This is a genomic window from Saccharothrix obliqua (assembly GCF_019375475.1).
GTDB lineage: Bacteria > Actinomycetota > Actinomycetes > Mycobacteriales > Pseudonocardiaceae > Actinosynnema > Actinosynnema obliqua.
In genome coordinates this window covers 140,970-154,573 of sequence record NZ_JAHXGQ010000011.1, presented here as the reverse complement: position 1 = coordinate 154,573, position 13,604 = coordinate 140,970, and the positions used below count along the sequence as shown (strand labels likewise).

The window sequence follows — 13,604 nt, the reverse complement described above, 5'->3', positions numbered from 1 at the left end:
CGGGCGTCAGCGGCGGCCGGCGTCCGGCGGCGGCCGTGTGACCGGCGGGCGGCCGTCAGCGGCGGCGGGGCACGAAGGCGTAGACGCTCGCGGGTGAGCCGGAGCCGCGGCGGTTGATCGTGCCGCCGACCAGCAGGTGCGCGCCGGTCGCGGGCAGTTCCGCGAGGTTCGCCAGCACCTCCAGGCTGATCCGGTGCTCGCGGTAGAGCAGCTTGGACACCGCGTACTCGGCGTCCACCGCGGGCTCGGGGCTGAACGTGTCGGTGCCCAGCGCGCCGCGCCTGCCCAGCCGCCCGGTGCGGACCAGCCAGCGCACGGCGTCCAGGGAGAACCCCGGCTGGTGCATCTGCCCGGCGGCGTCGTAGTTGTAGAACGCGGGGGTGCCCCAGCGGTCCTCCCAGCCGGTCCACAGCACGACCGCGGCCTGGTCCGGGATGCGCCCGTGCCGCTTCTCCCAGCGCTGCAAGTCGGCGACGGTCACCTCGTAGTCGGCGTCGCGCCGGGCCTGCTCGCGGATGTCGACCTTGACCGCCGGGAGGAACAGGTCCTCGGCGTCGAGTTCGTCGGCGTGCGGCTGGTCGGCGTTGAAGTGCGCGGGCGCGCCCCAGTGGGTGCCGGTGTGCTCGCCCTGCCGCGCGTACTGGAGGTAGAACCCGTCGTCGGGCACCGTCGTCACGGTGGTGAGGGTGAACTCCGGGTCGCCCGGGTAGATGTTGGTCCGGGCCGGGTCGTTGACGTGCGCCAGGTTCACCAACCGGTAGTCGCGCAGCCCGAGGGGCGCCGCGCCCGCCGTGCCCGCTCCCGCGACGGCCATGCCGCCCACTGTCGAAACCACACCCGCGAGCATCGACCGCCTGCGCACCGCCGACCACTCCTCCGCCTAGCCGTCACCCGATCCGGGCAACCTTAACGGCTGAGCGAGGACAAAACGACGTGCTGACCGACCACCGCGCAACGGGCTGTCCGGGTGAACCCGGCGCGCATGGCGGTGGTTCCGGACCGCCGACGCACGGCCCGGCGGTGCCCGGACAGCAACCCGGCGCCGCCGTCCAGTGGCGAGCGCCACGGCCACCCGAAGGGAGAGCGGACGTCAACCGCGCGGCCCCCGGGGTTCTCTCTGCGTGACCGTCCCGAGCACTCGGACACGCAGCGCGGCGGGGCACTACCACCGGGAGGAGAACGCCGCAAACCGCTCTCCGCATCCCTGCGTCGCCGTTACCGCAGTCGAATGATCTTGACACCGCACATCTGCGGTATTGCGCACCCAAAGCAATGCAACCCTACGTCAACCACCCCATCGAGTGGTTTTGACTGATGCGAAAGGGTTACATATTCCATATGGTAACGAATATACCCCCTAACGCCGACTAAAATCACCCGTAATTGCTTGCACCGGTCACCACCTGCACGGCGTGTGCACGAATACCTGCCGGATAGCTCTATGGGAGGTCGCCGTGTTGGCCGCTTCCCGCCGCGCATTCGGCGTCACTACCGTCAACGCGGCCCAGTGAACAAACCCGATTGGCGGTGTATCCGGTGACTGTGACCGATTCGGACGTGGAGACCGACCAGCCCAGGCGCAGCCTCGCCACAGCCGCGGCGCGCAACCTGGCCACCACGACCAAGTCCGTCCCGCAGATGCAGGGCATCTCGTCGCGGTGGCTGCTCAAGGTCCTCCCCTGGGTGCAGGCCGCGGGCGGCGCGTACCGGGTCAACCGCCGGCTCAGCTACGCGCTCGGCGACGGGCGGCTCACCTTCACCAACACCGGTGCGGACGTCCAGGTGATCCCGCAGGAGCTGACCGAGCTGCCCCTGCTGCGTGGTTTCGAGGACGTCGAGGTGCTGACCGCCCTCGCGGGCCGGTTCGAGCAGCGCGAGTACGGCGTGGGCGACGTGATCGTCGAGGCGGGTCGGCCGCAGGACGAGGTCTACCTGATCGCGCACGGCAAGGTGAACAAGGTCGGCCGCGGCGAGTACGGCGACCAGACCGTGCTCGGCGTGCTGGCCAACGGCGACTACTTCGGCGACCGGGTGCTGGCCGGGCCGCAGGACGAGTGGGACTTCACCGCCAAGGCCGTCACCCCGGTGATCGCGCTGGTGTTGAGCTGGTCGGACTTCGAGGCCCTCAACGGCAACGCGGGCGGCCTGCGCGCCCACGTCCAGCGGCAGCACGCGGGCGGCGAGCAGCGGCAGAACGCGCACGGCGAGGCCGAGATCGACATCGCCTCCGGCCACGCGGGCGAGCCGGACCTGCCCGGCACCTTCGTGGACTACGAACTCGCGCCGCGCGAGTTCGAGCTGAGCGTCGCGCAGACCGTGCTGAAGGTGCACTCCCGCGTCGCGGACCTCTACAACCAGCCGATGAACCAGGTGGAGCAGCAGCTCCGGCTGACCATCGAGGCGCTGCGCGAGCGCCAGGAGTACGAGCTGGTGAACAACCGCGAGTTCGGCCTGCTGCACAACGCCGACCTCAAGCACCGCATCCACACCCGGTCCGGCCCGCCCACCCCGGACGACCTGGACGAGCTGCTCGGCGTGGTGTGGAAGGAGCCGACCGCGTTCCTCGCCCACCCGCGCGTCATCGCCGCGATCGGGCGCGAGTTCAACAAGCGCGGCCTGTACCCGTCGAGCGTGGACCTCGGCGGCCACCAGGTGCCCGCGTGGCGCGGCGTGCCGATCCTGCCCTGCGGCAAGATCGAGATCAGCCCGACCCGCACCAGCTCGATCATGCTGCTCCGCGCCGGCGAGCAGAACCAGGGCGTCATCGGCCTGCACCAGACCGGCCTGCCCGACGAGTACCAGCCCGGCCTGAGCGTGCGGTTCATGGGCATCGACGACAAGGCGATCATCTCCTACCTCGTCAGCGCGTACTACTCGGCCGCGATCCTCGTGCCCGACGCCCTCGGCGTGCTCGAACACGTGGAGATCGGCCGCGAAGACTAGTCCCCACAACGAGACAGGGAACCCGAAGTGACCGTGACGGACCCCGGCCCCATCGCGGAAGACGAGGCCGAGCACCAGCGGCAGAGCCTGAGCACCGCGGGCGCGCGCAACCTGGCCACCACGACCAAGTCCGTGCCGCACATGCAGGCCATCACCCCCCGGTGGCTGCTGCGCAAGCTCCCCTGGGTGCAGACCCAGGCGGGCACCTACCGGGTCAACCGCCGGCTCACCTACGCGGTGGGCGACGGGCGGGTGACGTTCACCGGCACCGGGGCGGACATCCGCGTCATCCCCCAGGAGCTGCGCGAGCTGCCCGCTCTGCGCGACTTCCCGGACGACGACGTCCTGGCCGCGCTGGCGGACCGGTTCGAGCAGCGCGAGTACGCACCCGGTGACGTGGTGGTCGAGAAGGACCGCCCGGCCGACGAGGTCTTCCTCGTCGCGCACGGCAAGGTCAACCGCGTCGGCCGCGGCGAGTACGGCGACGAGACCGTGCTGGACACCCTCGCCAACGGCGACCACTTCGGCGGCGCGGTGCTCGCCGGCGAGGAGACCACGTGGGACTACACCGTCAAGGCGGTCACCCCCGTGATCCTCCTGGTGCTGCCGCGGCGGTCGGTGGACCAGCTCGACGCGCAGGCCGAGGCGCTGCGCGAGCACGTCGCCGAGCTGGCGCGGCGGCACGACAAGCCGCAGAACAAGCACGGCGAGGCGGCGATCGAGATCGCCTCCGGCCACGCGGGCGAACCGGACCTGCCGACCACGTTCGTGGACTACGAACTCGCGCCCCGCGAGTACGAGCTGCACGTGGCCCAGACCGTGCTGCGGGTGCACTCGCGCGTCGCCGACCTCTACAACCACCCGATGAACCAGACCGAGCAGCAGCTCCGGTTGACCGTCGAGGCCCTGCGCGAGCGGCAGGAGCACGAGATGATCAACAACCGCGAGATCGGGCTGCTGCACAACGCCGACCTCAAGCAGCGCATCCACACCCGGTCCGGGCCACCCACCCCGGACGACCTGGACGACCTGCTCAGCAGGCGCCGCAAGACGGCGTTCATGCTGGCGCACCCGAGGGCGATCGCCGCGTTCGGGCGGGAGGCGTCGCGGCGCGGCGTCTACCCGGGCACGGCCGACGTGGACGGCACGCGCGTCATCACCTGGCGCGGCGTGCCGCTGCTGCCGTCGAACAAGATCCCGATCAGCGACCAGGGCACCAGCTCGATCATCGCGATGCGCATCGGCGAGCAGGACAACGGCGTGGTCGGGTTGCACCAGACCGGCATCCCGGACGAGTACCAGCCGGGCCTGAACGTCCGGTTCATGGGCATCGACGAGAAGGCGATCATCTCGTACCTGGTGAGCGCCTACTACTCGGTGGCGGTCCTCGTGCCCGACGCCCTCGGCGTGCTGGAGCACGTGGAGATCGGCCGCTACTAGCGGTCCACCGGTGCGCGGCGGCCGGGTCGGACCCCGGCCGCCCGCACACTCCCGCGCGCCACGCGGCCCGCCAGGGCCCGCCGGGCGCTCCCCCCGACCCAGGAGTCAGCCCATGACCGACCTCGACGTCACACCCGCGCACCGGTCCGCGCGCGAGGTGCTGAGCTGGAGCCGCACGGGCGTGGACCCGGCTCTGCGCAACGCCGTGGACCGGCTGCCGGACTCGATGCGCACCATCGCGGGCTACCACTTCGGGTGGTGGGACGAGCACGGCCACCCGACCGGCGCCGACCCCGGCAAGGCCATCCGGCCGGCCCTGGTGCTGCTGGCCGCGCGAGCGGTGGGCGGCGCAGCGGCGACCGCCGTGCCCGCCGCCGTCGCGGTCGAGCTGGTGCACAACTTCTCGCTGCTGCACGACGACGTGATGGACGGCGACGCGACGCGCCGGCACCGGCCGACCGCGTGGAGCGTGTTCGGCGTGAACGCGGCGATCCTCGCGGGCGACGCGTTGCTCACCCTGGCGCTGGACCAGCTCGCCGGCAGCGGGCACCCGGCGGCGGCGACGGCGATCCGCGTGCTGTCCGAGGCGACGCAGCGGTTGCACGACGGGCAGGCGGCGGACCTGTCGTTCGAGGAGCGCGGCGACGTGCGGCTGGACGAGTGCGTGCGGATGGCCGAGAACAAGACCGCGGGCCTGATCGGGGCGTCGTGCGCGCTGGGCGCCCTGTTCGGCGGCGGACGGGCCGACCAGGTCGACCAGTTGCGGCTGTTCGGCGAGCGCATCGGGTTGGCGTTCCAGTTCACCGACGACCTGCTGGGCATCTGGGGCGACCCGGGGCTGACCGGCAAACCGGCGTACTCGGACCTCCAGAACCGGAAGAAGTCGCTGCCCGTGGTGGCGGCCCTGACCTCCGACACCGCGGCGGCGCGGGAGCTGCACGCGCTCTACCACACCGAGGGCACGCTCTCCGGTGCGGACGTGGCGCACGCGGCCGAGCTGATCGAGGCGGCGGGCGCGCGGGCGTGGAGCGCCGGCCGCGCCGACGACCTGCTGGCACAGGCTTTGGTGCACCTCCGCGCGACCGACCCCCCGGTACGGGCGGAACACGAACTGCGCGTCCTGGCCGAACTCGCCACCAACCGCGACCACTGAAGCCCGGCCCCCACCGCCGGCCACCCCACCGGCTCATCCGCTCCCGGAACTCCCCTCGCACGCCGGCCCCGGCTCGACACCCGCCTTCAGGGCAGCCCGATCCACCAGCAACCCCCGCCGCGCACGGTCCGAACCCGGCGCGGAAAGCGTTTTCCGGGGAACTCGCCAGACCCTCGGACCGCTGGAAAGCGCTTTCCGACCCGGCGGACCGCGCGCCGCACCTCGCGGAAAGCGCTTTCCGCGCCGCCCCCTCCCCACACTCGCCTCCCGCCGCCACCCACCGCCACCCGCCACCGCCCGCCACTCGCCGCCACTCGCCGACGCCCGCCACCCGCCACTCAGCACCCGCCACCGCCTGCCATCGCCCACCACCCGCCGCCACCCGCCATCCCGCCGACGCCCACCACCCGCCGCCACCCGCCGCCACCCGCCGCCACCCGCCACCGCCCGCCACCGCCCGCCACCGCCCGCCGCCGCTCGCCACTCAGCACCCGCCACCCGCCACCCGCGGGCTGGGAAAGCGCTTTCCCGCCCTCGCGCGAGAACCAAGTCCGGCCGGGAATGCGCTTTCCCAACCCGAAGCAACACCTACCGCTCGACCCCGGGTCCGCCACCCGGCCGCGGTGCTCATCCGACCGGCCGGCCCGACCAGCCCACCCGAGACGGCCACCCGGCGGCACGAGGGGCGGGCACCGACTGACAGGAGACCGGCATGGCCCTTCCCGTTGTGCTGCTCGCTTCGCCCCGGTCGTTCTGCGCCGGGGTCGAGCGGGCCGTGGAGATCGTGGAGAAGCTGCTCGCACAGCGCGGCGGGCCGATCCACGTGCGCAAGCAGATCGTGCACAACACCCACGTGGTGGCCGACCTGGAGGCGCGCGGCGCGGTGTTCGTCGACGAGTTGGACGCCGTGCCCGACGGCGCGACCGTGGTGTTCTCCGCGCACGGCGTCTCGCCCGCGGTGCGCGCCGAAGCCGCGCGGCGCGGGCTGGACGTCGTGGACGCCACCTGCCCCCTGGTGACGAAGGTGCACGCGGAGGCACGGAGGTTCGTCGCGCGGGGTGACACGGTGGTGCTGATCGGGCACGCCGGCCACGAGGAGGTGGACGGCACGCTGGGCGAGGCGCCCGACCGGATGCTGCTGGTGGAAACGGTGGCCGACGTGGCGCGGCTGGAGGTGCCCGACCCGACCCGCGTGTCCTACCTGACCCAGACGACCCTGGCCGCCGACGAGACGGCCGAGCTGGTGGCCGCGCTGCGGGCCCGGTTCCCGCTGCTGCGCGGCCCCGCGGCGGCCGACATCTGCTACGCCACCACCAACCGGCAGGACGCGGTGCGGGAGGTGGCGCGGGACGCCGACGTGGTGCTGGTGGTCGGTTCGGCGAACTCGTCGAACTCCGTGCGGCTGGTCGAGCTGGCCCGCCGCCAGGGCACGCCCGCGCACCTGGTCGAGGACGCGGCGGACATCCGGCCGGAGTGGCTGGTCGGCGCACGGGTGGTGGGCCTGACCGCGGGCGCGTCCGCGCCGCCACGCCTGGTGGACGAGGTGGTGACGGCCCTGGGCGCGCAGGACGTGCGGGTGCGCGAGACCACGCGGGAGACGATCACCTTCACGCTCCCCGCCGCGGTGAGGCCGCGATGACGCTCCTGGACGACATCTCGAGCCCGGCGGACGTCCGCGCGCTGCCACCGGCGGCGCTGCCCGCGCTGGCCGACGAGATCCGGCGGTTCCTCGTGGAGCGGGTGACCCGGGCGGGCGGCCACCTGGGGCCGAACCTGGGCGTGGTGGAGCTGACCATCGCCCTGCACCGGGTGTTCGACTCGCCGCACGACGTGCTGCTGTGGGACACCGGGCACCAGGCGTACGTGCACAAGGTGCTCACCGGGCGGGCCGCGGACTTCGCGGCGCTGCGCCGCGCGGGCGGGCTGTCCGGCTACCCGTCGGCGGCCGAGTCGCCGCACGACGTGATCGAGAACTCGCACGCCTCGACCGCGTTGTCCTACGCGGACGGCATCGCCAAAGCCCTGCGGCTCAAGGGTTCCGCTCGGCGGGTGGTGGCGGTGGTCGGTGACGGCGCGCTCACCGGCGGCATGGCGTGGGAGGCGTTGAACAACCTCGCCCGCAGCGGTCCGGTCGTGGTGGTGCTCAACGACAACGGCCGCTCCTACGCGCCGACGACGGGCGGGCTGGCGGCGCACCTGGCCGCGCTCCGGTCGGGCGGGCGCGCCACGTTGTTCGAGGCGCTGGGCCTGGCCTACGTGGGCCCGGTGGACGGGCACGACACCGCCGGGCTGGAGGACGCGCTGCGCACCGCGGCGGCACTGGGCCGCCCGGTCGTCGTGCACTGCGTGACCACCAAGGGCAAGGGGCACCCGCCTGCCGAGCAGGACGAGGCGGACCGCCTGCACGCGGTGTCCGCCGCCGGCGCCAACGGCGGTCGCACGTGGACCGACGTGTTCGGCGCGGAGATCGCCGAGATCGGCGCGGAACACTCGGACGTGGTGTGCGTGACGGCCGCGATGCGCGGCCCGACGGGGCTGGACGCGTTCGCCACGCGCTTCCCGGACCGGGTGTTCGACGTGGGCATCGCCGAGCAGCACGCGGTGACGTCGGCGGCGGGGCTCGCGCTGGCCGGGCTGCACCCGGTGGTCGCGGTGTACTCGACGTTCCTGGGCCGGGCGTTCGACCAGGTGCTGCTGGACGTGGCGCTGCACCGGCTGCCGGTGACGTTCGTGCTGGACCGGGCCGGCGTGACCGGTCCGGACGGGCCGAGCCACCACGGCATGTGGGACGCGTCGGTGCTGCCGGTGGTGCCGGGGCTGCGGCTGGCCGCGCCCCGCGACCCGGCGCGGTTGCGGGAGCTGCTGCGGGAGGCGGTGGCGGTCGCCGACGGGCCGACCGCCGTGCGCTACCCGAAGTCGGCGGCGGGCGCGGACGTCCCGGCGGTGCGCCGGGTCGGGCGGTGCGACGTGCTGCGCGCGGCGCCGGACGCGGTGGGCCTCCTGGTCGCCGTCGGGCCGATGGCGCGGGCGTGCCTGGACGCCGCCGACGAGCTGGCCGCGCAGGGCGTGCCGGTGGACGTGGTGGACCCGCGCTGGATCGCGCCGCTGGACCCGGCCCTGGTGAAGCTGGCGGGCGCGCACCGGCTGGTGCTGGCGGTGGAGGACACCGCGACCACCGGCGCGCTCGGCGGGCGGCTCGCGCAGGCGCTCGCGGTGGTCGGCGCGCCGACCAGGGTGGGCACGTTCGCGCTGCCCACGAACTTCCTGCCGCACGGCTCCCGCGCGGAGGTGCTGCGGGCGCACGGGTTGGACTCGGCGGGCATCGTCACCACCGTCCTCAAGCGACTCAAGGAGCACAGTTGACCGCACTGCAACTGCACCCGCCCGCACCGCGGCGGCGGGTGTCCCGCAAGCTGTCCGTGGGCGGAGTCGAGGTGGGCGGCGGCGCGCCGGTCACCGTGCAGTCCATGACCACCACGCCGACCGCGGACGTCGAGGCGACGTTGCGGCAGATCGCCGAGCTGACCGCAGCCGGGTGCGAGATCGTGCGGGTCGCGGTGCCGTCGCAGGACGACGCGGACGCGCTGCCCGCGATCGCGCGCAAGTCGCCGATCCCGGTGGTGGCGGACATCCACTTCCAGCCGCGGTACGTGTTCGCGGCGATCGACGCGGGCTGCGCGGCCGTGCGGGTGAACCCCGGCAACATCCGGCGTTTCGACGACCGGGTGCGGGAGATCGCGCGGGCGGCGGGCGACGCGGGCGTGCCGATCCGGATCGGCGTCAACGCGGGCTCGCTGGACCAGCGCCTCTACCGCAAGTACGGCACGGCCACGCCGGAGGCGCTGGTGGAGTCGGCGCTGTGGGAGTGCTCGCTGTTCGAGGAGCACGGTTTCACCGACCTGAAGGTCTCGGTGAAGCACCACGACCCGATGGTGGCGGTGGCCGCGTACCGGCAGCTCGCCCGGTCCTGCGACTACCCGCTGCACCTGGGCGTCACCGAGGCCGGCCCGCTGGTGCAGGGCACGGTGAAGTCGGCGGTGGCGTTCGGGCTGCTGCTGGCGGAGGGCATCGGCGACACGATCCGGGTGTCGTTGTCCGCGCCGCCGGTGGAGGAGGTGAAGGTGGGCGCGCAGATCCTGGCGTCGCTGGGGTTGCGGCCCCGGAAGCTGGAGATCGTGTCGTGCCCGTCGTGCGGTCGGGCGCAGGTGGACGTGTACCGGCTGACCGAGCGCGTGACGGCGGCCTTCGAGGACTTCCCGGCGCCGTTGCGGGTGGCCGTGATGGGGTGCGTGGTGAACGGTCCGGGCGAGGCGCGCGAGGCGGACCTGGGCGTGTCCTCGGGCAACGGCAAGGGGCAGATCTTCGTGCGCGGCGAGGTGGTGCGCACGGTGCCCGAGTCGCGGATCGTGGAGGCGTTGCTGGAAGAGGCGGTGAAGCTGGCGCCGACCGGCTGAGCGGGGTCGGTTCACCCGCCGGAAACGTGAGCACTGATCGCGGTTCACCACGCGGACAGGTCGCCGGGTGATCATGTGCGGGTTCCCGGGCCAACCTCAAACCTTGGTCAACAACCGTTGTGAGAGCGCTCTACCACGCCCTACCTTGGGTTCCGGCCACGAGCCGGTGTGGGCTCATCGCCGGGAACACGTCCCCCAGCGTCAGGCGAGGTTCGGCGTGCACGTGAATCCGACACCCATCGGGTGACCACTTCGGATGATCATCCGATGGCTACCGACGAGTTCAGACACCCTGGGGAGGCAACAGGACACGGACCGTCGCGGTCGGGCGGGAATCGTCCCGCATTCCGGGAAAATCGAGACAGCGCGGCACGCCGCCCGTAGGGTCGGGCGTCGTCAGCGAGCCTGATCACCCGGCCGAGAAGAACTCCCGACCGCTTGAGGAGCTGGTGGTGTCGACGCCCCTGGTGCGCCCCTATGCCAGAACCGGCGGCCGGACCCGGTCCTCGACCGCGTTCGCGATCGAGACGATCGTGACCACCAACGAGCGCGCCGAGCCGGACGCGCTGACCTCCACCGCCGAGCACCGCGTCATCAGCGACCTGTGCCGCCACCCGCACTCCGTGGCGGAGGTCGCGGCACGGCTGCGGATGCCGCTCGGCGTGGTGCGCGTGCTGCTGGCCGACATGTCGGACCTGTCGCTGATCAACGTGCACGAGCAGATCGGCGCGGCGGCCGACGGTCGCCCGTCGATGGCGTTGATGGAACGCGTCCTGGTCGGCCTGCGCCGGATGTGACGGCGTGGTCAGCCGGCGGGCAGGCGGACCAGCGTCGCGCCGGACCCGGCGTCCCGCACCGCGAACTCGGCGATCTCGGCCCACCGCAACCCCACCGACGCCCCGAGCTGCACCGGCTCCCCGTCACCCGGCGCCAACCACGACCCGATCGTGGCCGTCGCACCGGCACGCGACCGGACCACCAGCTCACAGCGCGCCACGCCCTTGACGCCCTTGACCTCCAGCGCGAGCGCGGTGCCCCACGACTCGTCGGTCGGCACGACCCGCGCCCACACACCGGTGACCAGGTCCGTCCGGGTGACGGCGGTGAAGTCGTCGGGCGAGTTGTTCGCCACCGCCGTCGGCCCCGACACCGAGGGCGCCGCCGCACTGGGCTGCTCGTCGTCCTCGGGCGTCCACCGGGTGCGCACCACGGCGGTCGTCAGCACCACGAGCAGCACGGCCGCGGCGGCGGACCGGAGCACCGCGTTGCGCCGCCGGCGGGACCGGTCTCGTGCGACGGTGTCCAGCATCGCCCGCACGGAGCGGCCGTCGGGGCGCTCACCCGCGTTCGCGCGCAGCAGGCAGTTCGCGTCGGCTTCGTCCAGCAGGTCGGGCAGCACGGCGAAATCGCGGAGGTCCAGGGCGCAGCGGCGGCACTGGGCGAGGTGGTTCTCGAACGCGTCCACCTCGTCCTCGTCCAGGACACCGAGGACGTAAGCCGCCACGTCGACGTGGTCCGGCCGCGCAGTCACCCCTGTCAGCCCCGATCCTGAAGTGCCCGTCGCAGGGCGCGGAGCGCGTAGTAGACCCTCGACTTCACCGTGCCCGGCGGCACGCCGAGCACCGCGGCCGCTTCCCCGACGGTCCGATCTCTCAGGTACGTCTCGAGAATAGCTTCCCGGTGCTCCTCGGTCAGCGCGTTCATCGCCTCGGCGACCACGATCGCCGCCAGGGTGCGGTCCGCCTCGTCCCGCACGGGTGACTCGTCGGACGGCGTCAACTCCGACTCCTGCGGGCGGGCGCCGCGCTTGCGGCGGTCGTCGATGACCAGCCGCCGGGCGACGGTGAACAGCCAGGAGCGCAGCAGGACCGGGTCGCGCTCCAGCTTCTCGGCGTTGCGCCACGCCCGCACCAGGGTCTCCTGCACGATGTCCTCGGCCCACTGCCGGTCACCGCCGGTCAGCCGCATGGCGTGCCCGAGCAGCGCGCCCCCGAACTCCTGGTAGAGCCTGCGGATCAGCTCGTCCTCCAGCCCGGCGCCCGGCAACGCCCGGTCACCGGTCGGTCGAGTGCTGCGTCTGTGCCGCGCCACGCCGTGAATCCAAGCGCGGGAACGGGTGGGAAGTCGAGGGGTCGGCGGCAGAAAAAAGTGGTCGATCCGTTCGTGAACCGTCACCGCATCGTGTCCGTACCGGCGGGTATCCCCCATCCGGCCCGAGCCGGGAGTCCCGGCGGCTGCGCCCACCGGCGGAGCGGCCCGGACACCGTTCCACCCACGACGCGGACCGCGGTCCGCGACCCCGGTGGGCTGCCCGGCGGACGCCGTGTTTCCGTAATGCCGTGCACCCAGCATTCGGAACCACGGCGAATCGCGGGCCGGTCACCGTCGTCGGCATCCCGGCCCGCGACGAGGCGCGCACCGTCGCCGCGGTGGCCACCGCCGCCGACGCCGGCCTGCACCAGGCGTTCCCGCACGGGCTGAACGCGGTCGTGCTGGCGGAGAACGGCAGCACCGACGGCACCGCCGAGCGGTTCGCCGAGACACCGCTGCGGTCCCGCAAGGTGGTGGTCCGCTCGCCCGGCGAGGGCACCGGCAAGGGCACCAACGTGTTCGCCGTCGTGGATCGCGCGCTGGCGCTGGGCGCGGAGCGCGTGGTGCTGCTGGACGCCGACCTGAGGTCCGCCGAACCGGGCTGGGTGGGACTGCTCGCGGACGCCGTGGCGGGCGCCGAACCGGTGCTGGCGGTGCCGTCCTACCGCCGCGACCGGTACGAGGCGAACACCACCAACCACCTGGTCAGCCCGCTGCTGGCGGCCGTGTACGGCGTCCACGTGCAGCAGCCGATCGGCGGCGAGTTCGCGTTCAACCGGGCGTTCCTGGACCGCGCCCGCGCGTGGTCCCGACCGGACAGCGCCCACCTGTACGGCATCGACGTGTGGCTGACCGCGAACGCGCTGCGCGAAGGGCTGCGGGTGGTGGAGGTGCCGCTGGGGCGCAAGCTGCACAACTCGCCGTTCCCGAAGATCCTCCGCTTGCCGCAGCAGGTGCTGGACTCGCTGTTCCACGTCGTGCTGCGCACCGACGGGGTCCGCCCGCAGACGGGCGGCGCACGGGCGCGGACCGCCGTGGACGAGGTGGCCGTGCCGCAGGACCCGGCGGTGGTGGCGCGGGTCGTCGCGGCCGTCGGGCGGTACCTGTCCGCGCACGGCGACGACGTGCGGCTGCTGTTCCCGTCCGCGCGGGCGGCCACCGCGCCGTGGGGACTGCGGCTGACCGCGGACGACTGGCCGAACGTGCTGGCGGACGCGCTCACGGCGCTCGCCGCGGGCCGGTTCGAGGCGGCGCGGGACCACCTGGTGGCGTTGTACGTGAACCGGGTGCTGACCTTCTGGGAGGAGGTCGACGGGTTGCCCGGCGGCGAGGTCGACGCGCTGCTCGACCGGCAGGCGGCGCGCACCGCGACCGCGGTGCGCGCGCGGGGCCTGGTGTTCGGGGACGTGACCCCGCCCGACCGGTTCGACGTGCGGCACTGGGCCGGGTTCGCCGACGAGCCGGTGGCCGTCCCGTGACGCCGCCCGCGACACCTGCCGGGCCGCGATCGCACCGTGCCGGAC

General features: G+C 73.3%; 12 protein-coding genes. 8 read left to right on the top strand and 4 right to left on the bottom strand.

Features of this window, described 5'->3' with window-relative positions; genetic code table 11:
- Positions 1 to 55: 55 nt before the first annotated feature.
- Positions 56 to 814: a cyclase family protein gene (locus KZQ38_RS29240; RefSeq protein ID WP_257902504.1), complete on the bottom strand. Its 759-nt coding sequence runs from the start codon at positions 812 to 814 to the stop codon at positions 56 to 58.
- A 722-nt stretch (positions 815 to 1,536) separates the two neighbouring features.
- On the opposite strand from KZQ38_RS29240, the gene KZQ38_RS29235 reads away from it, so the two are divergent.
- The 3 genes from KZQ38_RS29235 to KZQ38_RS29225 all read left to right on the top strand — a co-directional run bounded on the left by KZQ38_RS29235 (position 1,537) and on the right by KZQ38_RS29225 (position 5,536).
- A complete protein-coding gene (locus tag KZQ38_RS29235; RefSeq protein ID WP_219446462.1) occupies positions 1,537 to 2,943 on the top strand; it encodes a family 2B encapsulin nanocompartment shell protein in 1,407 nt (468 codons plus the stop codon).
- Positions 2,944 to 2,970: 27 nt separating this feature from the next.
- Positions 2,971 to 4,383, top strand: a complete 1,413-nt coding sequence (locus KZQ38_RS29230; protein WP_219446460.1) for a family 2B encapsulin nanocompartment shell protein — start codon at positions 2,971 to 2,973, stop codon at positions 4,381 to 4,383.
- Positions 4,384 to 4,495: 112 nt separating this feature from the next.
- Positions 4,496 to 5,536, top strand: a complete 1,041-nt coding sequence (locus KZQ38_RS29225; RefSeq protein WP_219446459.1) for a family 2 encapsulin nanocompartment cargo protein polyprenyl transferase — start codon at positions 4,496 to 4,498, stop codon at positions 5,534 to 5,536.
- A 338-nt stretch (positions 5,537 to 5,874) separates the two neighbouring features.
- On the opposite strand, the gene KZQ38_RS29220 is transcribed toward KZQ38_RS29225, so the two are convergent.
- A complete protein-coding gene (locus tag KZQ38_RS29220) occupies positions 5,875 to 6,027 on the bottom strand; it encodes a hypothetical protein (protein ID WP_219446457.1) in 153 nt (50 codons plus the stop codon).
- A 221-nt stretch (positions 6,028 to 6,248) separates the two neighbouring features.
- Here KZQ38_RS29220 and ispH point away from each other — a divergent pair, with 221 nt between their 5' ends.
- The 4 genes from ispH to KZQ38_RS29200 all read left to right on the top strand — a co-directional run bounded on the left by ispH (position 6,249) and on the right by KZQ38_RS29200 (position 10,787).
- Positions 6,249 to 7,175: a 4-hydroxy-3-methylbut-2-enyl diphosphate reductase gene (gene ispH, locus KZQ38_RS29215; protein ID WP_219446455.1), complete on the top strand. Its 927-nt coding sequence runs from the start codon at positions 6,249 to 6,251 to the stop codon at positions 7,173 to 7,175.
- On the top strand, positions 7,172 to 8,899 hold the full coding sequence (locus KZQ38_RS29210; protein ID WP_219446453.1) for a 1-deoxy-D-xylulose-5-phosphate synthase: 1,728 nt from the start codon (positions 7,172 to 7,174) through the stop codon (positions 8,897 to 8,899). Before ispH ends, KZQ38_RS29210 begins: the two co-directional genes overlap by 4 nt.
- A complete protein-coding gene (gene ispG / locus KZQ38_RS29205; RefSeq protein ID WP_219446451.1) occupies positions 8,896 to 9,990 on the top strand; it encodes a flavodoxin-dependent (E)-4-hydroxy-3-methylbut-2-enyl-diphosphate synthase in 1,095 nt (364 codons plus the stop codon). The genes KZQ38_RS29210 and ispG overlap by 4 nt, the downstream gene beginning before the upstream one ends.
- Before the next feature lie 452 nt (positions 9,991 to 10,442).
- Positions 10,443 to 10,787, top strand: a complete 345-nt coding sequence (locus KZQ38_RS29200; protein ID WP_219446449.1) for a DUF742 domain-containing protein — start codon at positions 10,443 to 10,445, stop codon at positions 10,785 to 10,787.
- Positions 10,788 to 10,795: 8 nt separating this feature from the next.
- Here KZQ38_RS29200 and KZQ38_RS29195 read toward each other — a convergent pair whose 3' ends face one another.
- Together KZQ38_RS29195 and KZQ38_RS29190 are read right to left on the bottom strand one after the other, a co-directional pair.
- On the bottom strand, positions 10,796 to 11,521 hold the full coding sequence (locus KZQ38_RS29195; protein ID WP_219446447.1) for an anti-sigma factor family protein: 726 nt from the start codon (positions 11,519 to 11,521) through the stop codon (positions 10,796 to 10,798).
- Positions 11,522 to 11,526: 5 nt separating this feature from the next.
- A complete protein-coding gene (locus KZQ38_RS29190) occupies positions 11,527 to 12,081 on the bottom strand; it encodes a sigma-70 family RNA polymerase sigma factor (RefSeq protein ID WP_372452298.1) in 555 nt (184 codons plus the stop codon).
- A gap of 248 nt (positions 12,082 to 12,329) precedes the next feature.
- Between KZQ38_RS29190 and KZQ38_RS29185 the strand changes: the two genes are divergently transcribed.
- The gene (locus tag KZQ38_RS29185) at positions 12,330 to 13,559 is read left to right on the top strand and encodes a glycosyltransferase family 2 protein (protein WP_219446445.1); all 1,230 of its coding nucleotides are present in this window, start codon (positions 12,330 to 12,332) and stop codon (positions 13,557 to 13,559) included.
- Positions 13,560 to 13,604 lie beyond the last annotated feature (45 nt).